Annotated in this window: 20 protein-coding genes and 1 CRISPR repeat array; of the genes, 2 read left to right on the top strand and 18 right to left on the bottom strand. The window is 36.9% G+C overall.

Annotated features, from left to right (window positions below):
• Positions 1-14 precede the first annotated feature (14 nt).
• The 13 genes from J3U14_RS05700 to J3U14_RS05640 all read right to left on the bottom strand — a co-directional run bounded on the left by J3U14_RS05700 (position 15) and on the right by J3U14_RS05640 (position 14881).
• Positions 15-1112, bottom strand: coding sequence for a DUF6708 domain-containing protein (locus J3U14_RS05700; protein ID WP_267369589.1), 1098 nt, complete (start codon positions 1110-1112; stop codon positions 15-17).
• Position 1113: 1 nt separating this feature from the next.
• On the bottom strand, positions 1114-3810 hold the full coding sequence (locus tag J3U14_RS05695; RefSeq protein ID WP_267351192.1) for a T6SS effector BTH_I2691 family protein: 2697 nt from the start codon (positions 3808-3810) through the stop codon (positions 1114-1116).
• Positions 3797-4657 carry a DUF4123 domain-containing protein gene (locus J3U14_RS05690; protein WP_267351193.1) on the bottom strand — a complete coding sequence of 287 codons (861 nt, stop codon included), beginning with the start codon at positions 4655-4657 and terminating at the stop codon, positions 3797-3799. The genes J3U14_RS05695 and J3U14_RS05690 overlap by 14 nt, the downstream gene beginning before the upstream one ends.
• On the bottom strand, positions 4657-7152 hold the full coding sequence (locus J3U14_RS05685; protein ID WP_267369588.1) for a type VI secretion system Vgr family protein: 2496 nt from the start codon (positions 7150-7152) through the stop codon (positions 4657-4659). The genes J3U14_RS05690 and J3U14_RS05685 overlap by 1 nt, the downstream gene beginning before the upstream one ends.
• Positions 7153-7155: 3 nt before the next feature.
• Positions 7156-7419, bottom strand: a complete 264-nt coding sequence (locus J3U14_RS05680; RefSeq protein ID WP_267369587.1) for a hypothetical protein — start codon at positions 7417-7419, stop codon at positions 7156-7158.
• Positions 7420-7691: 272 nt separating this feature from the next.
• A CRISPR array of direct repeats spans positions 7692-8637; the repeat unit is 27 nt; unit sequence GTTTATCCCTGTGTATACAGGGAACAC.
• A gap of 84 nt (positions 8638-8721) precedes the next feature.
• The gene (cas2e, locus tag J3U14_RS05675; protein ID WP_220216475.1) at positions 8722-9015 is read right to left on the bottom strand and encodes a type I-E CRISPR-associated endoribonuclease Cas2e; all 294 of its coding nucleotides are present in this window, start codon (positions 9013-9015) and stop codon (positions 8722-8724) included.
• A 2-nt stretch (positions 9016-9017) separates the two neighbouring features.
• Positions 9018-9935, bottom strand: a complete 918-nt coding sequence (gene cas1e, locus J3U14_RS05670; RefSeq protein ID WP_267351532.1) for a type I-E CRISPR-associated endonuclease Cas1e — start codon at positions 9933-9935, stop codon at positions 9018-9020.
• Positions 9936-9945: 10 nt separating this feature from the next.
• On the bottom strand, positions 9946-10617 hold the full coding sequence (cas6e, locus tag J3U14_RS05665) for a type I-E CRISPR-associated protein Cas6/Cse3/CasE (protein ID WP_267351531.1): 672 nt from the start codon (positions 10615-10617) through the stop codon (positions 9946-9948).
• Entirely contained in the window at positions 10618-11361 is a 744-nt protein-coding gene (cas5e, locus tag J3U14_RS05660) for a type I-E CRISPR-associated protein Cas5/CasD (RefSeq protein WP_267351530.1), read from the bottom strand. It abuts the gene before it with no gap.
• Between the two features lie 12 nt (positions 11362-11373).
• Positions 11374-12438: a type I-E CRISPR-associated protein Cas7/Cse4/CasC gene (gene cas7e / locus J3U14_RS05655; RefSeq protein ID WP_267351529.1), complete on the bottom strand. Its 1065-nt coding sequence runs from the start codon at positions 12436-12438 to the stop codon at positions 11374-11376.
• A gap of 5 nt (positions 12439-12443) precedes the next feature.
• Entirely contained in the window at positions 12444-13064 is a 621-nt protein-coding gene (casB, locus tag J3U14_RS05650; protein WP_267351528.1) for a type I-E CRISPR-associated protein Cse2/CasB, read from the bottom strand.
• Between the two features lie 25 nt (positions 13065-13089).
• A complete protein-coding gene (casA, locus tag J3U14_RS05645) occupies positions 13090-14640 on the bottom strand; it encodes a type I-E CRISPR-associated protein Cse1/CasA (protein WP_267351527.1) in 1551 nt (516 codons plus the stop codon).
• Positions 14641-14722: 82 nt separating this feature from the next.
• A complete protein-coding gene (locus J3U14_RS05640) occupies positions 14723-14881 on the bottom strand; it encodes a hypothetical protein (RefSeq protein WP_267351526.1) in 159 nt (52 codons plus the stop codon).
• A 633-nt stretch (positions 14882-15514) separates the two neighbouring features.
• Between J3U14_RS05640 and J3U14_RS05635 the strand changes: the two genes are divergently transcribed.
• Together J3U14_RS05635 and frdD are read left to right on the top strand one after the other, a co-directional pair.
• Entirely contained in the window at positions 15515-15952 is a 438-nt protein-coding gene (locus J3U14_RS05635) for a hypothetical protein (protein ID WP_267351525.1), read from the top strand.
• Positions 15953-15966: 14 nt separating this feature from the next.
• Positions 15967-16323: a fumarate reductase subunit FrdD gene (gene frdD, locus J3U14_RS05630; RefSeq protein WP_267351524.1), complete on the top strand. Its 357-nt coding sequence runs from the start codon at positions 15967-15969 to the stop codon at positions 16321-16323.
• A 52-nt stretch (positions 16324-16375) separates the two neighbouring features.
• Here frdD and J3U14_RS05625 read toward each other — a convergent pair whose 3' ends face one another.
• The 5 genes from J3U14_RS05625 to J3U14_RS05605 form a co-directional block, all read right to left on the bottom strand.
• On the bottom strand, positions 16376-17236 hold the full coding sequence (locus tag J3U14_RS05625; RefSeq protein ID WP_267351523.1) for a hypothetical protein: 861 nt from the start codon (positions 17234-17236) through the stop codon (positions 16376-16378).
• Between the two features lie 66 nt (positions 17237-17302).
• Positions 17303-19021, bottom strand: a complete 1719-nt coding sequence (yejF, locus tag J3U14_RS05620; protein ID WP_267351522.1) for a microcin C ABC transporter ATP-binding protein YejF — start codon at positions 19019-19021, stop codon at positions 17303-17305.
• A complete protein-coding gene (locus tag J3U14_RS05615; protein ID WP_267351521.1) occupies positions 19018-20049 on the bottom strand; it encodes an ABC transporter permease in 1032 nt (343 codons plus the stop codon). Before J3U14_RS05615 ends, yejF begins: the two co-directional genes overlap by 4 nt.
• Positions 20049-21137: a microcin C ABC transporter permease YejB gene (locus tag J3U14_RS05610; protein ID WP_267351520.1), complete on the bottom strand. Its 1089-nt coding sequence runs from the start codon at positions 21135-21137 to the stop codon at positions 20049-20051. The genes J3U14_RS05615 and J3U14_RS05610 overlap by 1 nt, the downstream gene beginning before the upstream one ends.
• Before the next feature lies 1 nt (position 21138).
• A complete protein-coding gene (locus J3U14_RS05605) occupies positions 21139-22923 on the bottom strand; it encodes an extracellular solute-binding protein (protein WP_416379849.1) in 1785 nt (594 codons plus the stop codon).
• Positions 22924-23279 lie beyond the last annotated feature (356 nt).

Raw genomic sequence — 23279 nt, 5'->3', positions numbered from 1 at the left:
TTCGCATTGTGATTTTAACCATTGCCATAATCAACCAGTTTGCCTGTCTTTTCGTCACGTACGCCCCACTCTAAACGGCTGTCAAGTATGGCTTGTTGTACTGTTTCTGGATAGTCCGATAAGGTGGTTTCTTTCGGGACTGGTTTGCCTGTTTTGCCTGCTTGGCGAATCACCTTCGGCCAACGGGGTTGCCAGCATAAACATTCCGAAATAAAGTAGCCCACGGTGTAAAACGGTAATAAAATTAAAAATACTGGGATTAATAAAATATACATCCAAAATGTAGGCGCATTTTTTGCTGCATGAATCATCGGGCTTACATGACCACTAAAACCGTGGAAAGGCATGGGTAAATGGGTGCTTAAACGGGGTTTAGGCAGATTGTCCCGTCCGTGCTCCATATAACGGCGGATAAATTCCCATTCGTCTTTATAGTCTTGTGGGTTATAGGTGTTTTTGCCGATGCCGACGGAGTGGGCAATCGGAAAGCCGGTTTTATACGGGTGAAAGGTCATTAAATTGACCATATTGGTGTCACCCATATCCGAGCCAGTCTCGCCAAAGTTTGACGGCATAATATGTTCCCATTTAAACACTACTGTACCACCGCAGTATTTAGGGCGCTGAATATAGACTTGCCTTGTCACCCGATTAAAGCGTACCCGAATATGGCGTATGGTGAAGAGTTCAAAACGGTAAATATAGCGGAAATAGCGGATGCATAAATATGATGTTAGTAAAAAAATAATTGAATAAAAAATTATTGATATAACATGCCCAACAGCATTATTTGTTTCATCAAAATATAATATTAGAAAGCTATCAACACAGTAAAAACCTGAACTAAAAGGAATAAAAAAAACAAGTAAAGATATCCAAGTTAGAATCCCTCGAAAATTTTCAAACATTCCGCCTCGAATTTCTAAATAGCGATCGTTATAAGCGTAGTAAGGCCCTATTGGTCTGGGATTATCACTGACCGATTCTTGAGTATAGTCTTTTTGCACTTCTTTGAGTGTCATATCCGCATGGTTATAGCCCATTTTTAATTTTTTGCGGGTTTCGGATTTCATGGCGTTTCCAAACCATAATAAAAATTCGCCTACGTACATATTAAAAAGTCTCCTGTAGTGCTTGATGCCATTCTGTGAGTTCTTCGTCTAAATCTTTAAATTTTTTACGTTCAAGGTCTTTACTAAAACAGCAGCGATCAAACCATTTTTGCATGGCATTGTCATCAAAAATAATCAGGCAGACACTGACCACAATAATAATCATAGACGCGTAAAAATTAATTACCGGCAGCAACACATCTAAGCCTTTATTAATAACAAAGCGACCGATAACTAATCCAATTTCAGCCATTTTAACCCAAATAGTCCGTTTGATACTGGTCTTGATAAGATTATCTAACCATGGCACTAATGTACCTAAAGCCGCTACAAATTGAGAAATACTTAGTGAAAGAGTTGCTAAAGCTCTTGTATAATAAGAAATCTCTATTAATGTTTGATTTTTCTTGCGACTTTCATAGCCTGACACAAAATCCAATACCGCCGATATTCCTCCGGCGATCATTATTAAGCTTGACGCCCACAAAAATAAACGGCCGAACCAAACATATGTTACGGTTGATGTAATCTCATTTTCTTTTCCAACAAAATTTCTTATTACACTATTACATATCTGAAAGGCTGCAGCTACAGAGCCCATTATTGAAGCACTTAGTTGAGCGATTTCTCGGGGGTCTTTAAATTTACCACTTTGTACTTTCTTTATTGATTCGTATGCACTAAGTGCAAATACAATTACCGCAATATAAGTATTGGTTAAATCTTTACTATAAAAATTTTTTCTTGCTTCACCTTTTATTTCTTCAATATGTTGAGGTATTTTATCTTTATCTTCGACTACAAAAGAAAATCCATTAATATTGAGCCCTGCTTTGTACATTTTTTGAGCTGATTTTTCGATACGAATTAAAAGCAAATTACCTAAGCGATTTTGAAGACTTTGATCAAAATTTTTAGTTGCCGTCATTAAAAAACTTCGTACCAAATCGGAGAAACTAACCGATAATATTGCAATAGGGAGTCCAGATGCAGCCAATGCTTCAATTGATTTATTTACGCGGTTAATATGTTTCATCACTTTAATAAGTATATTAATAGCTTTATCAACTTTAGGGTTTGTCGATGTTTGATCCTGATTATTACTAATAATAATACTCTGTTGAATATCTAAGTATTCGTTAATATCGGCAATTAACGCTTTGTTGTTAAATAGGTAGGTTCGCATACATAAGTTGGTTGATGTCACTTGCGGTTCATGCCACCATTCGTCTAACACTTTTCTGACTTTTGAGTATCCACTTGCGCCACACAAGCAAACGCTCATTTGTAGTTGAAACATGATTCCGTCTAACGGAATGGTATCATCATATAAGTCTAGTGCCGAGATTAATTGATGCGATTTTAACCATTTTAAGTAATCATCAGCACGTTTTTCGGCAAGTTGTTCGGCGGCTTGACTGCGCTTGTTGAACTCTTGTTCAAAATTTTTTAGCTTGTCTTGCGATAAGCGATCCCAATAGAATTTTTGAAACTCTTTTTCAGACAGTTCTTCCGTTTGTTGCTTGATAAAGGCTTCTTCGGCTTCTTGAAATATTTCTCGTCGTTTATTATTCGATATATCACGAATTGAAGGAATGGTGATTTTGTCGTTACCCCAATCTGAAACCTTTTCCGACTGTTTATTGTGCTTGATTAGTTGCCTGATTCGATGGTTATGAAAGGATTGTTTAAAACCTAATAGCTGCCGGTGGACAATTAAACGATGTTCGTTGGATATGCCTTCCGAATCGTTGCTTTCCATCCATGGTTTCATTCTTTTTTCAATTGCTTGATGACAGCGATTATTCAAACTTTGAGTTATGCCGATTGCATCATTAACCACTATCGCCACCCCTTGCCGTTTTTTTAATTTGTTATAGAGCGATAGGTAGCGCATGTAAGTTCGCATTATATCTTTATCATAATAGGTGGTGCGGTTAGTATAAATATATTCAATCACTTGTAATTGGCTATTGGCTTTGTCTCGCTCACCCGTTTTAAAGTCATATGGGGGTTTGCTTTTTAAAAATGCTTGTTGCTCAGCAATATCCAATGCTGTCGATATTTCGAGAATATTTGTCAATATATCTTGCGTTTTTAACGCAGTTTGCCCGTTTCTAATCTGATCCGGCGTCATGCCTGACAGTACAAATTCGGGGGTATCTTGATAAATTTCTAATCTGGCGTTACTGATTTTATTTGGGCTAAATACAAAATAAATTTTTTCGATATCTTTGCTGTTTTTAAAGCTAATGTAGGATGCATCCGCACCGTCTGTTGCAATGTTACAGGTATATTTAGGCGGAATATTCGGTATGGTGTTGTTGTCGCTATATTCTGTTAGGCAACCTTCTGGACTAGACGAAAATATTCGCCACTGCTTTTGTCCATTTTTAAAATCGACCAGTATATATAAATATCCTTGTCGTAACATTTGTATACAGTATTTTGAGTGTTCTATCGATATGTCCGATACCATTTTTTTAGCAAAATCTGGCAACGAAGGTAATTCAACTTTGGCTTCAGCGCCATTTTTTAATTGTTTATTTTTGCCAAGATACCCTGTAATTGATAAGCGAGTTGGCAACACGACCAAATCGCCTTCCTTTTCTTGACATTTTGGGCAGCGTTTACCTGAATTATTTTCTTGGGCCTTTGTCGCTAATATTATTTTCAGTAAATTCTCAATCGCTGACATGTTCTTGCTCCTTATCGATATGATTGAAATAGTGCTCCAATTGGCTAATTTTTTGATTTCTCATTAAATCGACAAAGAGATCATATTCAATTTTTTGAAAAAAATGTTCTGATTTAGCCATCGCATATTCCACGATATAGTCCATTTTTTGCTGATCAGGTTCATAAAATGTTGCCGTATAAATCCAATCCAGTAACTGAGTTAGTGTGTTTTGTTGAACGTCGGTTAATGGCTTTTTTTGTAATTTTACGGTTTGTTGTTCGTAGGCGTTATAACTTTGAGCTATTTTGATTTTTCGCCATTGCTGAGTCGTTATTTTGTACTTGATATCCCATAATATTAATTCGGGTTTATGGTGTAGTTGCACATATTCATCTTGCCAGTAGTACCAGTATTGCACACTACCCAACATTTTATTGATTTGTTCTTCATCAAAAATAGTCACTAAATGTTTAAGCACGTGCGGATCGTAAAAACGTAACAGATAATAATTGCCTTGATGTAACATAAACATCGCATTACTAATGTGTTGTTGTATGTCTTTAATCGGGTAAGGTGAAGTGATCAATGCGATAACCGATGATTGCTGGTTTTTTAAATTCGCTATGATGTGTTTAATATCGCCTTCTGCCCCTTTTTTTAATGTACATAGCTGTAAACATTCATGGTTATACGATACGGTATCTTGCCTGTCCCTTATCGGGACAATTGAATCAAATTCAATATCATTTTCATAAAAAAAATTGTCGTTAATTTGCGGGTCGATTAATACATGTATTTTTCTAAACCGCTGAATTTGTTCGGCAATGGTTTTATTGATTTCCTGATCCGGAATAATTTTAATCATTATTTTCTTTCCACAAAAATTGCATGCTTTTCAGCTTCGTCTTGTTTTACACCACTGCAAATCGGTGGCAATTCATTTTGAATATTTTTTTGTGCTGTACCCATTTTTTGTAGGACATTACACTTCATGTACACATTATTCGGTGTACCCAGTACAATGCCTTTTTCGCTAATTTCAATATACGAACCGCCACACATTAAGGTGATTTTTTTACTGGCGGTTAATGTCATTTTGCCGTCTACACTGTCAATGTTGACATTTTGTTTCGCTGCCATATTCAGGTTGGCATTTTGGGCTTGTATGTCAATATCCCCTTGATTGGCAAAGACCTTCATCCCCGATTTATGAGCAAATAACCCTATCGCATCGCCCGATGCCAGTGTGATGTTTTTTAATGCCGTGATGTCTGTCTGCTTTTCAGCGGTGACACTTACGCTGTTACCGGTTGATAACTGGATGTTTTCAGGACTGGTTAACGCAATGCCTTCTTGCGCATAAGCTAATATGCCACTTTGCGCCAGCCCGGTTAAGTTTGCCTTGAGCTGGTCTTGGCTGTCGGTGTCAGCGCCGTGGGCTTCGGCTTGGTTGGCGGCATTTTGCAGTGATTTGGCAATCGATAAGGCGTTTTCTATCTGGCTAATTGCGCCTTGCATATCCAGCTGTTTGCCCTGCGCTTTCGGCTCGGTCTGGCTGGTCAGGTATAAGCCTTTTTCAGCCGCTATCGCCCCCCATTCATCAGTGCGCAGTTCAAACCCTTCGCCCCGTAATTCTTTTTTTTGGTTGACTAAGTGACCCAGATTAAGTTGTGTTTTACCGTATTCAGTCGCCAGCTTGATATGCTCTTGTCCCCGTTTGTCATCCATGCGCAATTTGTTATTGGTCGGGGTGCGAATCACATTACGGTGTTTGTTTATTGTGGTGACATGGTCAGGGTGGGCACTGTCGTGCATAGCATGGGCAATATACGGGCGGTCAGGATTGCCGTCCATAAATGCCATGGCAACTTCCGTGCCGTCTATTAGCGGAAAATGAAAGCCATAAGTGCCTCCGGCATACGGTTTTGCCAGTCTTACCCATAAACTTTCATTGCCTATTTTCCACGCTTTCAGGTCATAATTAAATTTCACCCGATACCGACCTTGAGTATCAATATAGCCGTAGGTGTCATTGTCCGGACTGGTTACCCGTGCCGGTAAGGTCCCCCCGATTTGCGGCCAGGCTATCGGTTTAGGGCGGTACGGTTTTAATACCTGATACGGGATAGCGGTAAAATGTAGCTCGTAAGCATCCGTGCGGTTGCCTTGCCCTTCCACACTTAATATTATCACCCCGTCAGCAATATCAACTAACGGACTGCCTTTAATCTGTATACGTTGCCCCGGTGTCAGGTGATAGCGGTTGCTTTTGCCACTAATCACGATTTTTTCACTGATTGCCTGTTCATGCCGTATTCGGGCATACCATTGTCCGCTTTCAGTGACATTATTCGGGTCGCTCGGGTTAGAATGATTATCGTCGTTATCGTTATCTACATCATCTACATCACCGTTCAATTTATCTTCTTGTCCGTTACTTCTCAGCCCTTTGTAGTGCTCGCCATAACGGTAATCCGTGCCATAGGTGGTGCTGTCTTTTGGCTGGCTGTTCACGTCACCGTGTAAATTGGCTTTCGCATCACGGTAGTTGTAATCCTGCACTTTAACCGATGATTCCACCACCCGACTGCGTAACCGGATATCCCAGATACTTTCTGCTCCACCATCCAGCGTCCCGCTCGGTAACCGGTAATCAATATCGCTGACCTGCTCATAACCTTGTTCATAATCGCTTATCACCATCACATCGCAATTGTGCTCAGCATGCGTTTCAAATCGAAACCAGACACCGATATCTGCCAGCAGACGCTGGATAAAGCTTAAGTCACTTTCCTGCCATTGGGTAATAAATTCACGTTCCGGGTAGCTGCTGTTTAATTCCAGACGGTAATCGATGCCGGTAAAACCATGACTGCGTAGCACTTCTTCAACCACACTAATCACGCTTTGGTTTTGGTATATCGCATTATTGCGATTTAAAGCTAATCTGGCTAAACGGGGCGATAACACTATCTGATAATGTGCCTGCTCTTTACTGACCGATAACAAACTAAAACGGGTAATAACGCCATATATTTTGCGTAAGTCACTCTCAACAGGCAGGTCACTTAGGGAACGAATCGCTGTTGCCAGCACGTTTTTAACCGCAGGATTAAAGGAAAATGACGCTTTTTGGTTGAGTATATCATCGGGCGATAAGCCTTTATCAGGGCTGGTAAAGTCAATGGTGTAATGCCATGGCTGGTTGAGCTGTTCATCACCTTGTACGTGTAAAACAGAAATCGGCGAAATCAAATTATCAACCGTTAAGGTGTAGCGGTTGTGGCTGACCTCGCCCGTTAATTCATTCAGTAAACCTTCACCGACTTGATTGATAAGGGTTGTTATTTTGTTCGCCATGGGTTACTCCTGTATATTTCGCATTTGTCGGACTTTATGCCTGTTATTTAGACAGTCCAATATCATTTTGATAATAATGTTGTAAGTGAGTTTTGTGGATATGATTGGTGAGCTAGCAATAGCAAGAAAAGAGTTAGCGAATTGACAAGATGATGATTGTAAATTGAAATACCAATCATCATGAAAATGCCAGAAATTACCATAAATGGGTAATCGGTTATTTGATTGCACGTTGAAACAATCCGAAAACAGCTGCCTTATATCCATATCATTCCTAGAAATTATAGGTTTTGTTTTTAATTATTTTGAAATATAAATTTTGATAACTTTTTTTAAATATGTAAACTACATTGTTTTACCATTTAATGCAAGTTTTTTAGAATGATTTTCTAATTAAATTATAAAGATAGCACTGTTAAGTGTTTAAGATTAAGCTTGGTACTAACTACTATTTATGAGTTTAGAATAGTGTAAATTGAAGGCAGGTCGGTTATTAAAGCTTATAAAAGAAACCCCAAAAAATGACCATTCGCTAATGTGTTTATCCCTGTGTATACAGGGAACACTCATCACAGATAACCTCAAAATTCATCCAACCCGGTTTATCCCTGTGTATACAGGGAACACAATAATATTATCTAAGCACCAGTCAAATGTTTCGGTTTATCCCTGTGTATACAGGGAACACAATTTCCGCATCCGTTAACTTAGATGTTTGTTCGGTTTATCCCTGTGTATACAGGGAACACGTTAGCGGAAGATATGGAAGAAAAGGACACGCACAGTTTATCCCTGTGTATACAGGGAACACTGGGATAATTTTTCGGTCAGTATTGCTGATTTCGGTTTATCCCTGTGTATACAGGGAACACACGCATTAACCAAGGCGCAGATGAAGGGAAAACGGTTTATCCCTGTGTATACAGGGAACACATGAGCGCCTCGGAGTGAATAAACTCTAACTTCGGTTTATCCCTGTGTATACAGGGAACACAAAGCCGAAAAAGATAAAGATGACATCATTCGCGGTTTATCCCTGTGTATACAGGGAACACTCGCAATATCGAGCTATTGAGTACAGCATGAACGGTTTATCCCTGTGTATACAGGGAACACCACATAACTATTATAATTAGTGTTAATAAATACGGTTTATCCCTGTGTATACAGGGAACACGCGCATTAATAATGATTTTCATCGTATCGCTACCGGTTTATCCCTGTGTATACAGGGAACACGTTTTACGGGTTACTATTCGATGCAGCAGAAAGGGTTTATCCCTGTGTATACAGGGAACACATGCATAACCCTCGAAAATTCAGCGCCCCCATCGGTTTATCCCTGTGTATACAGGGAACACCCAAATAAAATGGTTAAGAGAAAACAAGTTTTGCGGTTTATCCCTGTGTATACAGGGAACACAACACCGGTAATATCGCTCGGCCGAGAGATTCCAGGTTTATCCCTGTGTATACAGGGAACACTCTAAACGTAGCTATTTGTTTTATTTAAACTTATAGCGACCATAAAATTCTACCAGATTTTTTTAATTTTTAAAGAACTTTAACTTATTGATTTTCAATAGGTAAAAAAGATACCAACCTGAGTCCATCGAGTTCTACCGGCACTCTTCTGTTAGTACCATAAGTTTGGAAGTCAAATCCAGATTCAGTATTGGTTGCCCAAGCAAGTACAACATTCCCTTCTTCAGCAAGCTCGATGATTTGTTGCCAAATCATCTCCCTTACCGGTCTGGAAATATCACCTATGTAAACACCAGCTCTGATTTCTAATAACCAAATAGCTAAGCGTCCTCTTAATCTAGGTGGGACATTTTCAGTCACCACAACACACATACTCATGATTAATGGCTCCTAAAGCCACTATCGGCAAGTGATTGAGGTTCTGGAATCGCAGGTGGTAGTACATCATCAGGAGGCGGTGGCGGTTCAATACCTCCAGCGGATAATACCTCTTCAATCAGTGGAATTAATGTCGTCAATGTTTTTTGACTTCTAAAAATATCGCGACAAGCAATGCGCACTTCACGATCAGGGTCAGCTCTATTTTTAGCTGCAATTTCAAACGCTTTGGGTACCACTGTATCAAATTTTATAATATCTGCGATATCATAAACAAACGAGAGCGGTTTTCCGCTATGCACAAAACCGATAGCTGGTGCATAACCAGCTGCCAAAACCGCTGCTTCGGTAATACCATAAAGACAAGAAGTAGCAGCACTGATACATTGATTGACCGTATCGCCTTTTTGCCAATCTTTGGGATCATATTTACGTCCATGCCACTTAACACGATACTTTTTGGCTAGTAATGCATAAGTTGCACGTACACGAGCGCCTTCAACACCTCGTAATTGTTCAATAGAACGTCGGCTAGGAGCCGGCTCACCAAATCGCAGTTCAAACATTTTTTTGACAACTTTTAGACGAAGTTCATCATCCAAAGCTAATTTTGCTTGATAAAGTAATTTGTCCGAACGGGCTCCCCCAGGTTGACCTGTCGAATACATTCTGACGCCAGCCTCACCTACCCAGACTAACAGTGTCCCCACAGTTGCGGCTAATCTAACCGCTGCATGTGATACTCGTGTACCGGGCTCAAGCATGATACAAGCAATAGAACCAACGGGAATGTGGGTTCTAACGCCTGTTTTATCTATTAATACAAAAGCACCATCTAAAACATCAATTTGTCCATATTGTAGAAAGATCATTGATGTTCTATTTTTTAAAGGAATAGGATTCAGTGGAACATACACCATATCAAATATCCTATTGACAGTGTTTGATTAAAAATAGTCCACAGCCAAATCCTTTGCTTTTACCGATACCTTGATAAAGTGTAGCTAAAAATAGTTTTGGATCAGTAACAGTTAAAACCCCTTCAAAATCAACACTACTATAACTAATCGGTTCAAGTTCTGACTTTTTATTAAGTAGATGTTGGTTGTAACTGATAACATTACAGCAGACTGCTGAATGATTATTTTGCTGTAATGAAAATCCACGCTTTTCACTTTGCTTAATCAACCAATCTATGGCCGCTTGATATTGCTGAGCTTTGATCTCATTCGATGATAATCCCTGTTGTTTAGCCTGATACTTAGCGTTCATCATCACATCACATCGTTTTCCTTGTTTCATGACAACGGGATTGGCACGTAATAAAAAACTTAACTTCATGCCTGTTGTTAATTGTGGTGCATAAGGTTTTGTATCAACTTTAAATAACCCATGATTGGCAAGCGGTGCAACTTCAGATAAAAGATAAAACAGAGGTTTTTTAGTCTTCTGATCTTTATGAAATAAAAAAGAACGTTTATTTTCATCAGGAAACAGTTGCCATAACCATTGATGCATAGCATATTCACCAGCAGACCACCATTTTTGTTGCATCACATAAGGAAGCCGCTCAAGTTTTAGCTCGACTTTCGAAAAATACATCTATTCGCTCCTTTTTAAGTGTCCTGTATATTGCTGACGATTGATAAATTGCCAACGCTTCCGATTAATGGGCTGATCTTGTCGAAGTTGTATTTTAATTACGTCAAAATGCGCTTCTTGATCAGGATGATCCCAATAATATTCGTTAGCATCACTATCAATTAAATCTTTAAGGATTGAATCACATTGGTGATATTGACGATAATGGTCATCAGCGAAGACAAAAGCATCACTAAGCTCACCTTCATAAATCACCGGCGCTAATGGCAATGACAATGGCGAGTTTTTCCTGCCCACATAAAGTGGAAAGACAGGCGTTAATAATGCCTGCTTTATCTGCTCTACAGAATAAGGGGCGCTTTTTGTTTCGGTAATAATAATTTGATAATAGACATCGTTGTAATATTCACGCTTGGTAAGTAGAGTTTCAAGATCTTGAGGATTACGACGTATTTCATCATAACGTGTGTAAAATACGTCTTTTTTATTCGCTTTTGGCATCTGAACAGTATGAAAATCACTAAACCAATGACTCTTATCAACAAAAGGGCGAACTGCAACATGATAATGCTGATTGAAAGCATCAATACACTCATCATTACGCCGAATACCTAATGCTGCCGCCAAAAAACCTAATACAGCCGAGCGGGAAGGAATAATATTGCTGTGGCGAACTTCGCCAACAGCCGGTTCACCCCACGATGTAAGCGGTGCATAAATCTGAAAAATAAGATGTTTTATCATCTTGACCGCTCCTTATTTTTGCGCAACAAAATTTAACGCAGTTGCAAGTGTCCCTTCTCCACTTTCAATATTGAGTTTGTAGCGATCATCCGCACATTGGCCATAAACTTGATCAAACTTATCCAATTGTTGCTCTAATCTTGTAATAGCATCATTCACCATATCTTGGCTGCGGATAGGATTGAAGTAAGCAACAGCAAGTGAACGTGGTTGCTGAGTACCTTTTTCAATCAATAAATAAGAGGTATAAGCACGTGATGCAAAGCTATTTTGCATACCTGATGGCGCTACTTTGGCAGCAGATTCAGTTAATGCTTTTAGCGTCTTTTCAACCAATGCTTCATCACCATTTAGGTTATCAAGGAGTAAATCACGACTAATACAGATATAAGTATAAAACAGTGCAGAGGCAAATCCACGTTCGCCCAGGTGGGCAGAACCCGCATCTTGTTCTTTATCGTTTAAATCATCAACAGCAGTGAAGAAATCATCTTCGATTGTGACTGAACTAACTCCTAGAGCATGAGAAACCTGACAGGCAGCATCCACATTAAATGCAGGACTATCCGCTAACATTCGACCAAACAGGGCTATATCAACACTGCTATTTTGTTTGCGTAATAGTTTAACTTCGTCATCTGTTGGAACCCTTTTTTCGCTAATTAATTGTTTAACTAGCGAGGCAATTGCGTGTTGCTCATCGTTACTGATATGGACTAACTGTTCAATATCGGTATTAGTCAGTGGATCTTTTGGTGCTTTTTCATTTTTAACTTTACCAAATTGCCCTGCAATTTTAATGGCACTTTCTTTGGCTATTTTTTCAGACACTCCTTGTTCAACCATCGGTTTATAAATCCAATCTCTTGCAAATCGACGCGAACGCACACCAATATGATCACTTAAAGATTGATAAAAACAATCTGATGTACGCCATGCTCTTTTTAAACTTTGAGAAGAAATCCGTAGACGATCGCTATTACCCATTACAGCAGTTTTAGGTCTTCCAAGGTCATCACGATTTAAATTAGATGGTGCATAAGCCGTTAGTAAATGTAATTGAATAAATGTACTCATATTAATTATTCCTTTGATGTTTTTTTAGTTGAGTTGTAATCCATTGCCCAACGAACAGAAAGACGTTTAAATGGATCAGTATTAGAAGGTAAATTTTGTTGACGTTCATGCCATTCTTGTACCCATAAAAAGATGCCATCAGCCAATGAAAAGAGATTGACACCATTTTTACCCCGTATTTTTATCGCTCGAATTAAACGACGACAAAACTCTTCGGGTGTTTCGCTGGCTAAAAGTTGTTGAAATCGTAAACGAGATAAAAAATTACGTTCACCGCCTCGAACTTTTTCACTTAATTGTGATGCAAAAGGGGCATTATCAGTATTGGAATCAGCAAATGGAGCGACCCAAGTAAAATAAACTAATGCCTGTTGATGAAACGGTTTATTACTAGATAATGTACTATCTTTATCAAATAGAGCATTCTTTAAAATATCATAACCTTCTTGTAAAATGATTTCTTGAAGAAACGTTGCACGACGCAGTTCTGCACGTAATTGTCGTCCATTGTAGGTACCACCATTAAATCCATATCGCCGTTCTTGCAACATCGAAAACCAATCATCAATAATTTTTTTGTGGTTTTCTTTAAGAATTATCGACTTTTTTATCAGACTTTCTGACATCTTTTTCTCCCTTATTCAAGCAAGATTATTTGCTATTTTTTATTTTCTTAAAATACGTAAGTTTATTAAAATCAGAAAGCAACTTTTCTCTGGCGCTGATTTGAATACAAACTTCTTGATTCGTTTTACTATCCTTTAAGTCTTTTAGCGACTGATTAGGATCGCTAAAAGCAGCTTTATCATAAACTTGGATAATGTAATGTATTAATGTTTTAGCCCACTGTGCTAACAATGGTTGCCGACCACTGGAATTATCTTTTTGTTTAATTAATTGTTTTACAAACTGATAAAATGGCAATTCTGTCTCTTTCCAAAAGGCAATATCAATTGAAGTTGACTGCTTATTGATTGCCGTCATCGCTTTACGCAAAATCGGTAATGAATCTTTACTGAGTGCTAAAGCTTGAGCGATTATCTCTTTTAAATCACTGTTTGGATCTGCCAAATCAGGATAGACAGGGAATGTGTGTTCATACCAACAACGTGCTTTCATATTGTCGAAATCGTAACCAAAACACCATAAATGATAGTGTTGTTTATCTTTAAAGTTTCGATCAAGATGAGTGGTAACCACTCTAGCCGAATGCGTATCATCATTGGCACTCACCATACCTAACCAATCTCGATATACTAAGCCGCCCGGTTGCCCTTTAATAGCAAGTTGTTCACCTGTCTTTTTATCTATTCGATAGGGTGTTAGTGGATGTAGCCAATGTTGATATTGAATGCCATAATTTTTGGTTTGATATTGGGTAATTAGTTGTGTTGAGAATTCACCACAAATGTCACATTGCCCTTGCTCAGTTTGGTGAAAATCTAACTCAATTCGCCGAGGCATTCCCCAAAAAGCTTGGCAGTAATTAGCTTGATCAGGAAATAGACTTAAATTTTTAGGTGGTTCACTAGTCTTTGTTGCGGCTAACCAAGGAAAGACTGATGCATCAAATTGCTGCGGTTTTTCTTCATCATCTAAAGGGATCACATTTAACCACAATTTTTTCCATAATGGAGTCGGTTTATTCAGTTCAGGCATGATTAAAGTCGTGATAGGCCCTCCACCACGCAAACTCACTCGATGTCCTTGACCACCCGACGGAGCATTAGTTTGCAAAGTGAATAGCGCCATAGCAGCACAGTGTGGGCATATTGCCTTGACGAAATCTCGTTTAATAAAGTGATCGGTATTTCGTTTTAATGCATTCTCGCCCGGGGCTTCAACCAATAAACCCGATATAGGAACTTTATTCCCATTTAACGGTGCAAAATCTTGCATAAAAGAAGGTTTTGTTGCGCCAAATTGCATAGCAGTTCTGACTTGTTCAAACGCTTCGGTTAGTTGTTGTAATGAAAAACCATTATTCCAATATTCTCGCCACTCTGAATTATCTTCGGGCGATAGTGTGGTTTGTAATAAACCAATCAAAAACTGGTAAGCCGCACCTTGAAAATCGGGTCTCAAATAAGCTAAATCTGAAATGGTTTCATCAACCAGTTGGCTGGGTTGAATTTTACTAAGGTGACCATCGAAATGAACAACCGGTATCCATTTTTCGTCTAATAAAGATAATGTAGACAAACTTTTACTCCTTAATTTCGTATAAAATCGATGTTACGATCTGATACCGATTATCGTTTTCAGATCGTAAAAAATCAACACATTAAAAATTTGATTTGTTGATTTCAAAACTGAATGTATAGCTGCGATTTTTATTTTTATCTGTTTTTTTTCTGAATCTAAAAACCAATGATATTTTTTTAAATTTAATACTATCCAGTAATTTAGAAAATTTATCTAATATAAATTCAATTAATTTCATTATATTTTCTCCTGAAATTAATGACTGATAATATTAGCAATACATGTATACTCAAGGAGCACTAATCCATTAGGGTTACATGAAACGCCAAACCTATTGGCTATCTTGTAACCAACTATGATTAATATACTACAATAAAAAATCATTGCAACAAAAAATCAAAAGCGGAAGATAAAAATGCAAATTTTTCTTAAATTACTATCTCAGTATCTTTTATGATATAATATCTAATGTTCCTTATATTAATAGGGTTAAACCAGCGGAAGATAAAAATTACAATCAGTTCCCCACTACCGTGGGGATTTTCATATTGAAAACAAATTAACCTTATTTAACCAAATAATTACATATTTTACGATAAATTAATATTAAAAATGTGATCCACTACAAATTTTTAAAAAATTTGCATTTAATAGCTTGTATTATTTATTAATTTAATCTTTTCTTGCATAGCTTTCTAATAATTAAAATCACGCACATTATGTGCAACCTTAGAACGGTAAAATCTTTAACATTACTTATATTAAACTGGCGACATCAAGTCGGTTTACCACTATAATTGCTTGTTAAAAGCTATTATAAAACTGATATAAAATGTAAAAGCTGGTAGATAAATCTAATGTTGAGAGAGTTATGAATCCTAAAAATAACACTAAATTTCCACTAAACAATCATCAAAATCCCCTAGACAATCCTCATCAGTTTGATAATGGGCAGGTAAAAACCAAGGTATCCTTGATATTATCGATCATTAGCAAAATAACGCCGTTTTCAATGTTATGGATCAGTTTTGTTTTAACTTATGGGGTTGTTTGTATGTACACGAATGCGGTTGGACAAGATGAGTTTTACCGCTTTATCTTCTTTTTACAAAAACCCGTTGTGGTTGCACTTAATTGTGTAGCACTCTTGTCGGCACTGTTACATAGCATAATTTGGTTTATCAAAGTCCCTAAAGCATTATCATTAACGACTGATAATAAGCAAACTCAAGCTTGGTTACTTATCGCTTGTTTATGGATAATCACAATTGCCGTATCAGTGTTATTAATTAAATTGATATTAAGATGAGTGGTGTTTAAATCATGAAAATTCAAGAATCAGAAACTAAACGTTCGAATAATACTGTTATCAAAGGATTATATGCCTTAGGCGGTACGTGGGCAGCTGTTTTTGTTCCGGTTGTGATGATTATCATTGGATTGATTATTCCTTTTGGCGATGCTCAAACTCGTTCCTATATTTTAAAATTAGTTAGTAGCGAACCGGGTAAAATCTTTTTGCTGTTGATGATATGCTTACCCATTTGGTGCGCATTACAACAAATTTTAACTATTTTGCACCAGTTTAATATTCATCCTAAACGTGAAAAACTGTTAACTTTTGGTTTGGCGCTGGCATGGACGATTCACGCTCTTTTTATTTTGTTTGTCAGAACATAATAATTGAAATTGCAATTAGCGTTATTAGATGATAACGCTAATGGTTTCAAGATTAATAATAAGTGATTTGTCTAACGATGTTCACTTGCTTATCTGGTTGAAGTTTATTTACTCTATTTGCCGAAAGCCAATCTTTTTTATCATTGACGGTGAGTAATTGAGTTAAATAGTTAGCTGACTCCTTACCGTCTGTAAAATTAGTAGATTGAATTGACGTTAAGCGATTATTTTCATATTGATAAGAAAAATCACTTTCATTGCTTAAACCATTACTAAATTGAGTCACGACTTTTGCGAGTTTTTGATCTTGATATTCATACGTAAATAATGAAACACCATTCAAATCATTACCGGTATAGTTACCCTGCTCATCCGTTTCTTTAAGTTGCCAGTGCACATTTTTATTAACCAAACAATGATTGGTATCATATTGATAACTATCATTTTGAATAAAAATAAAATCAACCGCTTTTTTAACTTGATGAGACTGAATAATTTTACCGTCTTTATCAGTCGTAAACTGAGTTATACTGTTAGTTTTATCTTCAAAATCTTCGATAATATTTTCCCAACCAGTATTTATTTTTTGGAGATGTTCTGAATATAATCGTTTATTTTGAGCAGAATACAGCTCATAATGACTTAACGTAATTAGTCCGTTTGGTTCATATTCTAATGAATGATTGGCATTCGTTTCATTCTCCTGCATACCTATTTTTTGGGTCGTTGTCGTTCTGATTTCTTGCTTTATTCCCGTTGCTGGTGTATCAAGATAATCATAAAGTTGGAAGATATAATTATTGGCTTCAACTTGATTTTGAGTAATATCATCACGACAATTCAGTGCTATGACATTAGTTGAAAACAATATGGATAATGGTGCGATAAAAAAAGGTAGTCTTCGTTTTTGCATAATTTATTGATAAAGTTAATTTAAGATAATTTTTAAAAATGCGTGTTAATGCGTTAATTTTTATCATTACTCTTTTCGCATCAACAACGCGTCTGCCCAATTGACTTGATTTTTTAGTTTTTTATTTTCTTTTTCTTCTTGCTCATTGATTTTATCTGAATAAATCAGTGTTTTATTTTTTGCTTTTAGCTTCATCGGTTTATCGAAAAAAGATAACAAGGTTTTTGTATATTCATTTTCAGGTTCAGAAAAGACTTTTTCACACAATCCTTGTTCGACAATTTTTCCTTCTTTCATAACAACAACATGATGACACATAGTATAAATTACGCTTAAATCATGGCTGATAAAAAGATAACTCAGTTGATACTTTTGTTGCAATGATTTAAGTAAATGGATAATTTGTTGCTGAATTGTATGATCTAAAGATGAGGTTGGCTCATCTAAGATGAGTAATTCTGGCCGTAAAATCAATGCTCTGGCAATAGCAATGCGCTGACGTTGCCCTCCTGAAAACTCTGTTGGATAGCGAAAACGCATTCTTGGGTCAAGACCAACTTCAAGCATGATATCAATCACAGCTTGTTCTCGTTCAGATTTACTTAGTTTTTTATGGGTTAACAATCCTTCACTAATAATCTGCTCAACATTAAAACGAGGATTTAGCGATGAAAAAGGATCTTGAAACACCACTTGAATACGATTACGGAACGGGAGTAATTTTTTAGCGGTTAAATGATCAATATGGTGACCATCAAATAAAATATCGCCGTCAGATTTTATTAACCGAAGTATCGCCATTGCCGTTGTGCTTTTACCTGAGCCTGATTCACCAACCAGCCCCACGGTTTCACCTTGATGAATGACAAAACCGACATTATCAACAATTTTTTTCTTTTTACTGCTAAATAAGCGTTTTTGGGTTGTCACCTCAACATTTAAATGATTAACACTAAGCAGTATTCCCGGTGTTTCAGGTAGAACGATAGGTTCACCACTTGGTTCAGAGTTTAATAATGTTTGAGTATATGGATGTTGCGGACGTAAAAAGATACGTTGTTTATTATTATACTCAACGATTTGACCTTGTTGCATTACCGCCACTTTATCCGCTAATTTTTTTACAATACTTAGATTATGCGAAATAAACAGCATACTCATATTCAGTTCTGTTTTTAATTCTTTTAGTAACTGAATAATTTGCGCCTGTACAGAAACGTCTAAAGCCGTAGTTGGCTCGTCAGCAATTAATAGTTTAGGATGTGTTAATATTGCCATAGCAATCATAACTCGTTGCCTTTCTCCTCCTGATAATTGATGAGGATAAGCTGACAATTTATTTTTAGGTTCTTTGATTCCAACCCGATCAAGATATTGCAATATTTCGCTTCTTGCCTCGTTACGTCGCATGCCTCGATGCAATGACAAAACTTCATAAAGCTGCTTTTCAACAGTATGCAATGGATTAAGAGATACCATTGGTTCTTGAAAGATCATACTGATTTGATTACCTCGTACTTTACGAAGTGATTTTTCGCTGGCATGCAATAATGAGTTTCCTTCAAACAAAATGTCCCCAGTTGGGTAAATCACTTGTTCGTTACGCAATAAGCGTAGAATTGACAGTGCTGTCACACTTTTACCCGATCCTGATTCCCCAACTAATGCAAGTGTCTCTTGTTCATGAATATCAAAACTGATATGACTGACCACTTGCGAAGTGAGATGAGCTTGTCTTTTGAATGCAATACTTAAATCTTGTACAGATAATAAAGGTAAACTCATCGATACACTCCTTTGCTTGGATCAAATGCATCCCTTACGGCTTCACCAATAAAAATCAGAAGGGAAAGCAACGTTGCAATAATTAGAAAAGCGCTAATACCAAGCCATGGTGCTTGCAAATTATTTTTGCCTTGTAGTAATAAACGGCCTAACGATGGTGAATCAATCGGTAAACCAAAGCCTAAAAAATCAAGCGATGTTAATGTGGTAATTGAGCCACAAAGAATAAACGGTAAATAGGTTAAAGTTGCCACCATGGCATTAGGTAAAATATGACGAAACATAATTTTATAATTTCTAACGCCCATTGCTTTTGCTGCACGGATATAATCAAAATTACGTGTACGTAAAAATTCTGTTCTTACTATGCCAGCTAATGCCATCCAACCGAACAAAACAGTAATACCTAGTAACCACCAAAAATTAAGCGGTAAAATGCTTGCAAGAAGAATAATGACAAATAGGACAGGTAATCCGCTCCAAATTTCGATGAAACGTTGCCCTATCATATCGACTTTACCACCATAATACCCTTGTATAGCTCCAATGATGATGCCGATAATCGTGGTAAAAAGTGTTAAAAGAATAGCAAAAAACATCGATATTCGAAAACCATATAAAATATTGGCTAGAACATCAAAACCTGCATCTGTTGTCCCTAGCCAATGCAATGCAGAAGGTGGCGTCGGAAAGGTACTGTTAGTATCGTAAATTAATGTATTATAGGTATAACGAAAAGGTGGCCATAACATCCAACCGTTTTGTTCTATTTTTTTTTGTATTTGAGGATCTAAATAGTTAGTTTGCGTTTCAAACTGTCCACCAAATTCAGTTTCAGGATAAAAATGAAAAATAGGTGAATAATAGTTATTCTGGTATTTAATAAAAATTGGTCTGTCATTAACGATAAAATCTGAAAATAAACTAATAACAAAAAAAATCAAAAATAGCCAAAGCGAATAATAACCACGACGATTATGTTTAAATCGTTGCCAACGTTGTTGATTGATAGAGTAGTGAGTGGTCATTAATTACGAGCCTCAAAGTCAATACGTGGATCAATCACCATGTAAGATAAATCACATAACAATTTAGTGATGAGTCCAATTAAGGTAAATATATAAAGTGAACCAAAAATTACCGGATAATCACGTTGTATAATCGCTTCGTAGCCTAATAATCCTAGACCATTAAGCGAAAAGATAATCTCTATTAACAACGAACCGGTAAATAAAATGCCAACAAATGCAGCAGGAAAGCCTGAAACAATCAGTAAAGTCGCATTACGAAAAACATGCTTATATAAAATCTGTCTCTCGCTTAAGCCTTTAGCACGCGCAGTAATAACATACTGTTTTCGAATTTCATCTAAAAATAGATTTTTAGTTAACATCGTTAACGAAGCAAAACCGCTAATCACCATAGCAATGGTTGGTAAGCAGATATGCCAAGCATAATCCTTTACTTTTCCCCAAAAATCGAGTTGGTCAAAATTATTTGAGATCAATCCTCGAAGCGGAAAAATATCCCAATAACTGCCACCGGCGAACAATACAATTAATAAAACAGCTAGTAAAAAAGCAGGTATTGCATAACCAATGATAATTAACATACTTGACCAAAAATCGAATGCAGAACCATCTTTAACCGCTTTACGAATACCTAAAGGGATAGAAATCATATAAACGATTAACGTACTCCAAAGCCCTAAAGAAATCGAAACAGGCAAGCTTTTAGCAATCAATCCTAAAACCGATTCACTTTTAAAAAAACTATTACCAAAGTCAAAGGAAAGATAATTTTTGAGCGTATCAATGTAACGTTCAAAAAGGGGTTTATCAAAGCCAAATTGTTTTTCAATCATCGCCACAACTTGGGGATCAAGTCCTCGAGCACCTCGATAATTTGACTCATTTTTTTGATGCAGCGAAGATGATGCAGTGTTTTCACCACCGGGTAACAAACTTTGTCCACCATTGGCATCATTTTCTATCATAGCTAAGGCTTGATCAACTGGGCCACCTGGAGCTACTTGTACAATAAAAAAATTGATCGTTAAAATAACAAACAGTGTTGGAATAATGAATATCAATCGACGAATTAGATAATTGAGCATATCAATGTTCCTTATTCTTAGATAAATTAGCTGCTTTATCAGCATCATACCACCAACTATCCACGCCTATTGCATAAGTGGGTTGGATGTCTGGTTGCCCAAATTTATTCCAGTAAGCATAAAATGTTTGGCTATTATACCACATGGGGATCATGGGGTATTCTTGAGTAAGAATACGATCAAGCGCTCGTCCTAGTGGAATTAGTGCTTCTTGATTATCGACATTCTTGGTGATTTCGGCGATGATACCGTCAATGGCTTGATTATGTAAACCTGAACCATTCCATGACGAATTAAGATATTCACTCCCCCAAAGAATCATCAGATCTGACGTTGGATAATTCACTGCCCCATAATTACGAGCCATCATATCATAATCACGTTCACGCATACGGCGTAAGTGTTGAGCCGAATCTAACAACGTAATTTTCATATTAATACCTAATTTTGCTAAGCTTTGCTGAAATGGAATAGCATATTTAATATCTTCACCAAGGTAAGCAATAAGTTCAAATTCAAAAGGTTGCTTAGTTTTTGCATTGACAAGCACGCCATTTTCAATTTTCCAGCCAGCTTGATTGAGTAATTGGGCGGCTTTTAATAAATTTTCACGATTAAAACCCTGACCATCACTTTTAGGCAATGAATAAGCATCACCAAAAGCACGTTCAGGGATAATATCTTTATAGATATTCAGCCATTTTAGCTCCTGTTCGGTAGGGGTTCCTTTTGCAGCATAAATTGTATTTTCAAAAAAACTGGTCGGTCTTTTATAACTGTTATAGTAATAAGCACGATTTAACCATTCAAAATCGAATGCTAACGTAATCGCTTCACGAACTTTAATATCTTTAAACAGATCTTTTTGTAAATTAAAGGCTAACCATCTTGTATCGGTGGCAGTTTTTATCGGCTTTTCCTGCTTGATGATATCGTTTGTGTCAAAATAATGACCTTGATATTGCGTAAACCAATTTTTAGGTTGGGACTCACCCCGAAAATCATATTCACCGGCCTTAAAGGCTTCTAATGCAATACTGCTATCCATATAATATTCTATGCGTTTTTCATCAAAATTATCTAAACCTCGATTAACGGGTAAATCTTTCGCCCAATAATGAGGATTACGGCGATAAATCACGTATTGCCCCATTTTATAATCACTAATAAAATAAGGCCCACTCCCAACCGGTGGGGTCGTTAAGGGTTCTGAAAAATTATGATGTTGCCAAAAATGTTTTGGAATAACGCGCATATTGCCGACAAATGAAAGTAATTTTTCACGATCGGATTTTGGCAATTCAATACGAACTCGATAAGTATCTAAGGCTTTAACCGTCACGCCTTGATTATAGACTTTATATTGAGGCACACCTTCAGTCATAAATTTATTAAAGGTGAATTCCACATCTTCAGCAGTTATTGGCTGATCATCTTGAAAACGTGCATTAGGATTAATTAAAACTTCAGCCCAGCGGTAACTATCAGAATAAGTAATCGACGTTGCTATCAAAGGATAAAAGCTGGTGATATCATCTGCGGTATTCGTAAAAAGGGTATCATATAGTGCACCTGAATTTTTTTCCGGCGCACCACGACTGGCATAGCGATTGAAATTATCAAACGAACCAATCTCAGCTAGTTTAATAATTCCACCTTTCGGCGCATTTGGATTCACATATTCTAAATGTTCAAAATTGTCAGGATATTTAGGTTCGCCTAATAACGAAAAAATAGTTTTATGATAAATCTGTTCGCTCGTTTGAATGACGTTACGCACTGCCATTTGCTGACGACTATCCGAAGACTGCTCAATAGCTTGTGACGCTTGTTGCGTTGTTTTGTCTTCTGTTTGATTGGCATTAACAGATTGAGGAATAATGACAAATCCACTCATACAACAAGCAATGAGTACTGATTTTATTTTGGGTTTGATTTGACGAATCATCCTAATTTAATTCCTGTTTTAATCAATTTTAAATTTATTTGTTAGCGCAAAATTTTATTGTCATCGATAATGACTAAAATTATTTACCCTCATTAGTTAAAATATTCTATTTTGCCAAACTTCAATTAAGTGAGCAAAATCTAAATATTAGCACTAAATTCACCCAGTACAACCACCATTATAATCTGACTAAT

The organism is Gilliamella sp. B3801 (genome assembly GCF_026536645.1).
Classification (GTDB): Bacteria; Pseudomonadota; Gammaproteobacteria; order Enterobacterales; family Orbaceae; genus Gilliamella; species Gilliamella apicola_I.
This window is presented reverse-complemented; position numbering and strand designations above follow the sequence as displayed.

Bases quoted from the DNA above. Each gene is read 5' to 3' on its own strand.
- J3U14_RS05680 (WP_267369587.1), bottom strand. From the start codon at position 7,419: ATGGATATAAGGCAGCTGTTTTCGGATTGTTTCAACGTGCAATCAAAT.
- cas7e (WP_267351529.1), bottom strand. From the start codon at position 12,438: ATGAGTACATTTATTCAATTACATTTACTAACGGCTTATGCACCATCT.
- frdD (WP_267351524.1), top strand. From the start codon at position 15,967: ATGAAAATTCAAGAATCAGAAACTAAACGTTCGAATAATACTGTTATC.
- casB (WP_267351528.1), bottom strand. From the start codon at position 13,064: ATGTCAGAAAGTCTGATAAAAAAGTCGATAATTCTTAAAGAAAACCAC.
- yejF (WP_267351522.1), bottom strand. From the start codon at position 19,021: ATGAGTTTACCTTTATTATCTGTACAAGATTTAAGTATTGCATTCAAA.
- J3U14_RS05605 (WP_416379849.1), bottom strand. From the start codon at position 22,923: ATGGCAGTGCGTAACGTCATTCAAACGAGCGAACAGATTTATCATAAA.
- J3U14_RS05690 (WP_267351193.1), bottom strand. From the start codon at position 4,657: ATGATTAAAATTATTCCGGATCAGGAAATCAATAAAACCATTGCCGAA.
- J3U14_RS05700 (WP_267369589.1), bottom strand. From the start codon at position 1,112: ATGTACGTAGGCGAATTTTTATTATGGTTTGGAAACGCCATGAAATCC.
- cas6e (WP_267351531.1), bottom strand. From the start codon at position 10,617: ATGTATTTTTCGAAAGTCGAGCTAAAACTTGAGCGGCTTCCTTATGTG.
- J3U14_RS05695 (WP_267351192.1), bottom strand. From the start codon at position 3,810: ATGTCAGCGATTGAGAATTTACTGAAAATAATATTAGCGACAAAGGCC.
- J3U14_RS05610 (WP_267351520.1), bottom strand. From the start codon at position 21,137: ATGCTCAATTATCTAATTCGTCGATTGATATTCATTATTCCAACACTG.
- cas2e (WP_220216475.1), bottom strand. From the start codon at position 9,015: ATGAGTATGTGTGTTGTGGTGACTGAAAATGTCCCACCTAGATTAAGA.
- J3U14_RS05685 (WP_267369588.1), bottom strand. From the start codon at position 7,152: ATGGCGAACAAAATAACAACCCTTATCAATCAAGTCGGTGAAGGTTTA.
- J3U14_RS05640 (WP_267351526.1), bottom strand. From the start codon at position 14,881: ATGAAATTAATTGAATTTATATTAGATAAATTTTCTAAATTACTGGAT.
- J3U14_RS05625 (WP_267351523.1), bottom strand. From the start codon at position 17,236: ATGCAAAAACGAAGACTACCTTTTTTTATCGCACCATTATCCATATTG.
- J3U14_RS05635 (WP_267351525.1), top strand. From the start codon at position 15,515: ATGAATCCTAAAAATAACACTAAATTTCCACTAAACAATCATCAAAAT.
- cas1e (WP_267351532.1), bottom strand. From the start codon at position 9,935: ATGGTGTATGTTCCACTGAATCCTATTCCTTTAAAAAATAGAACATCA.
- cas5e (WP_267351530.1), bottom strand. From the start codon at position 11,361: ATGATAAAACATCTTATTTTTCAGATTTATGCACCGCTTACATCGTGG.
- J3U14_RS05615 (WP_267351521.1), bottom strand. From the start codon at position 20,049: ATGACCACTCACTACTCTATCAATCAACAACGTTGGCAACGATTTAAA.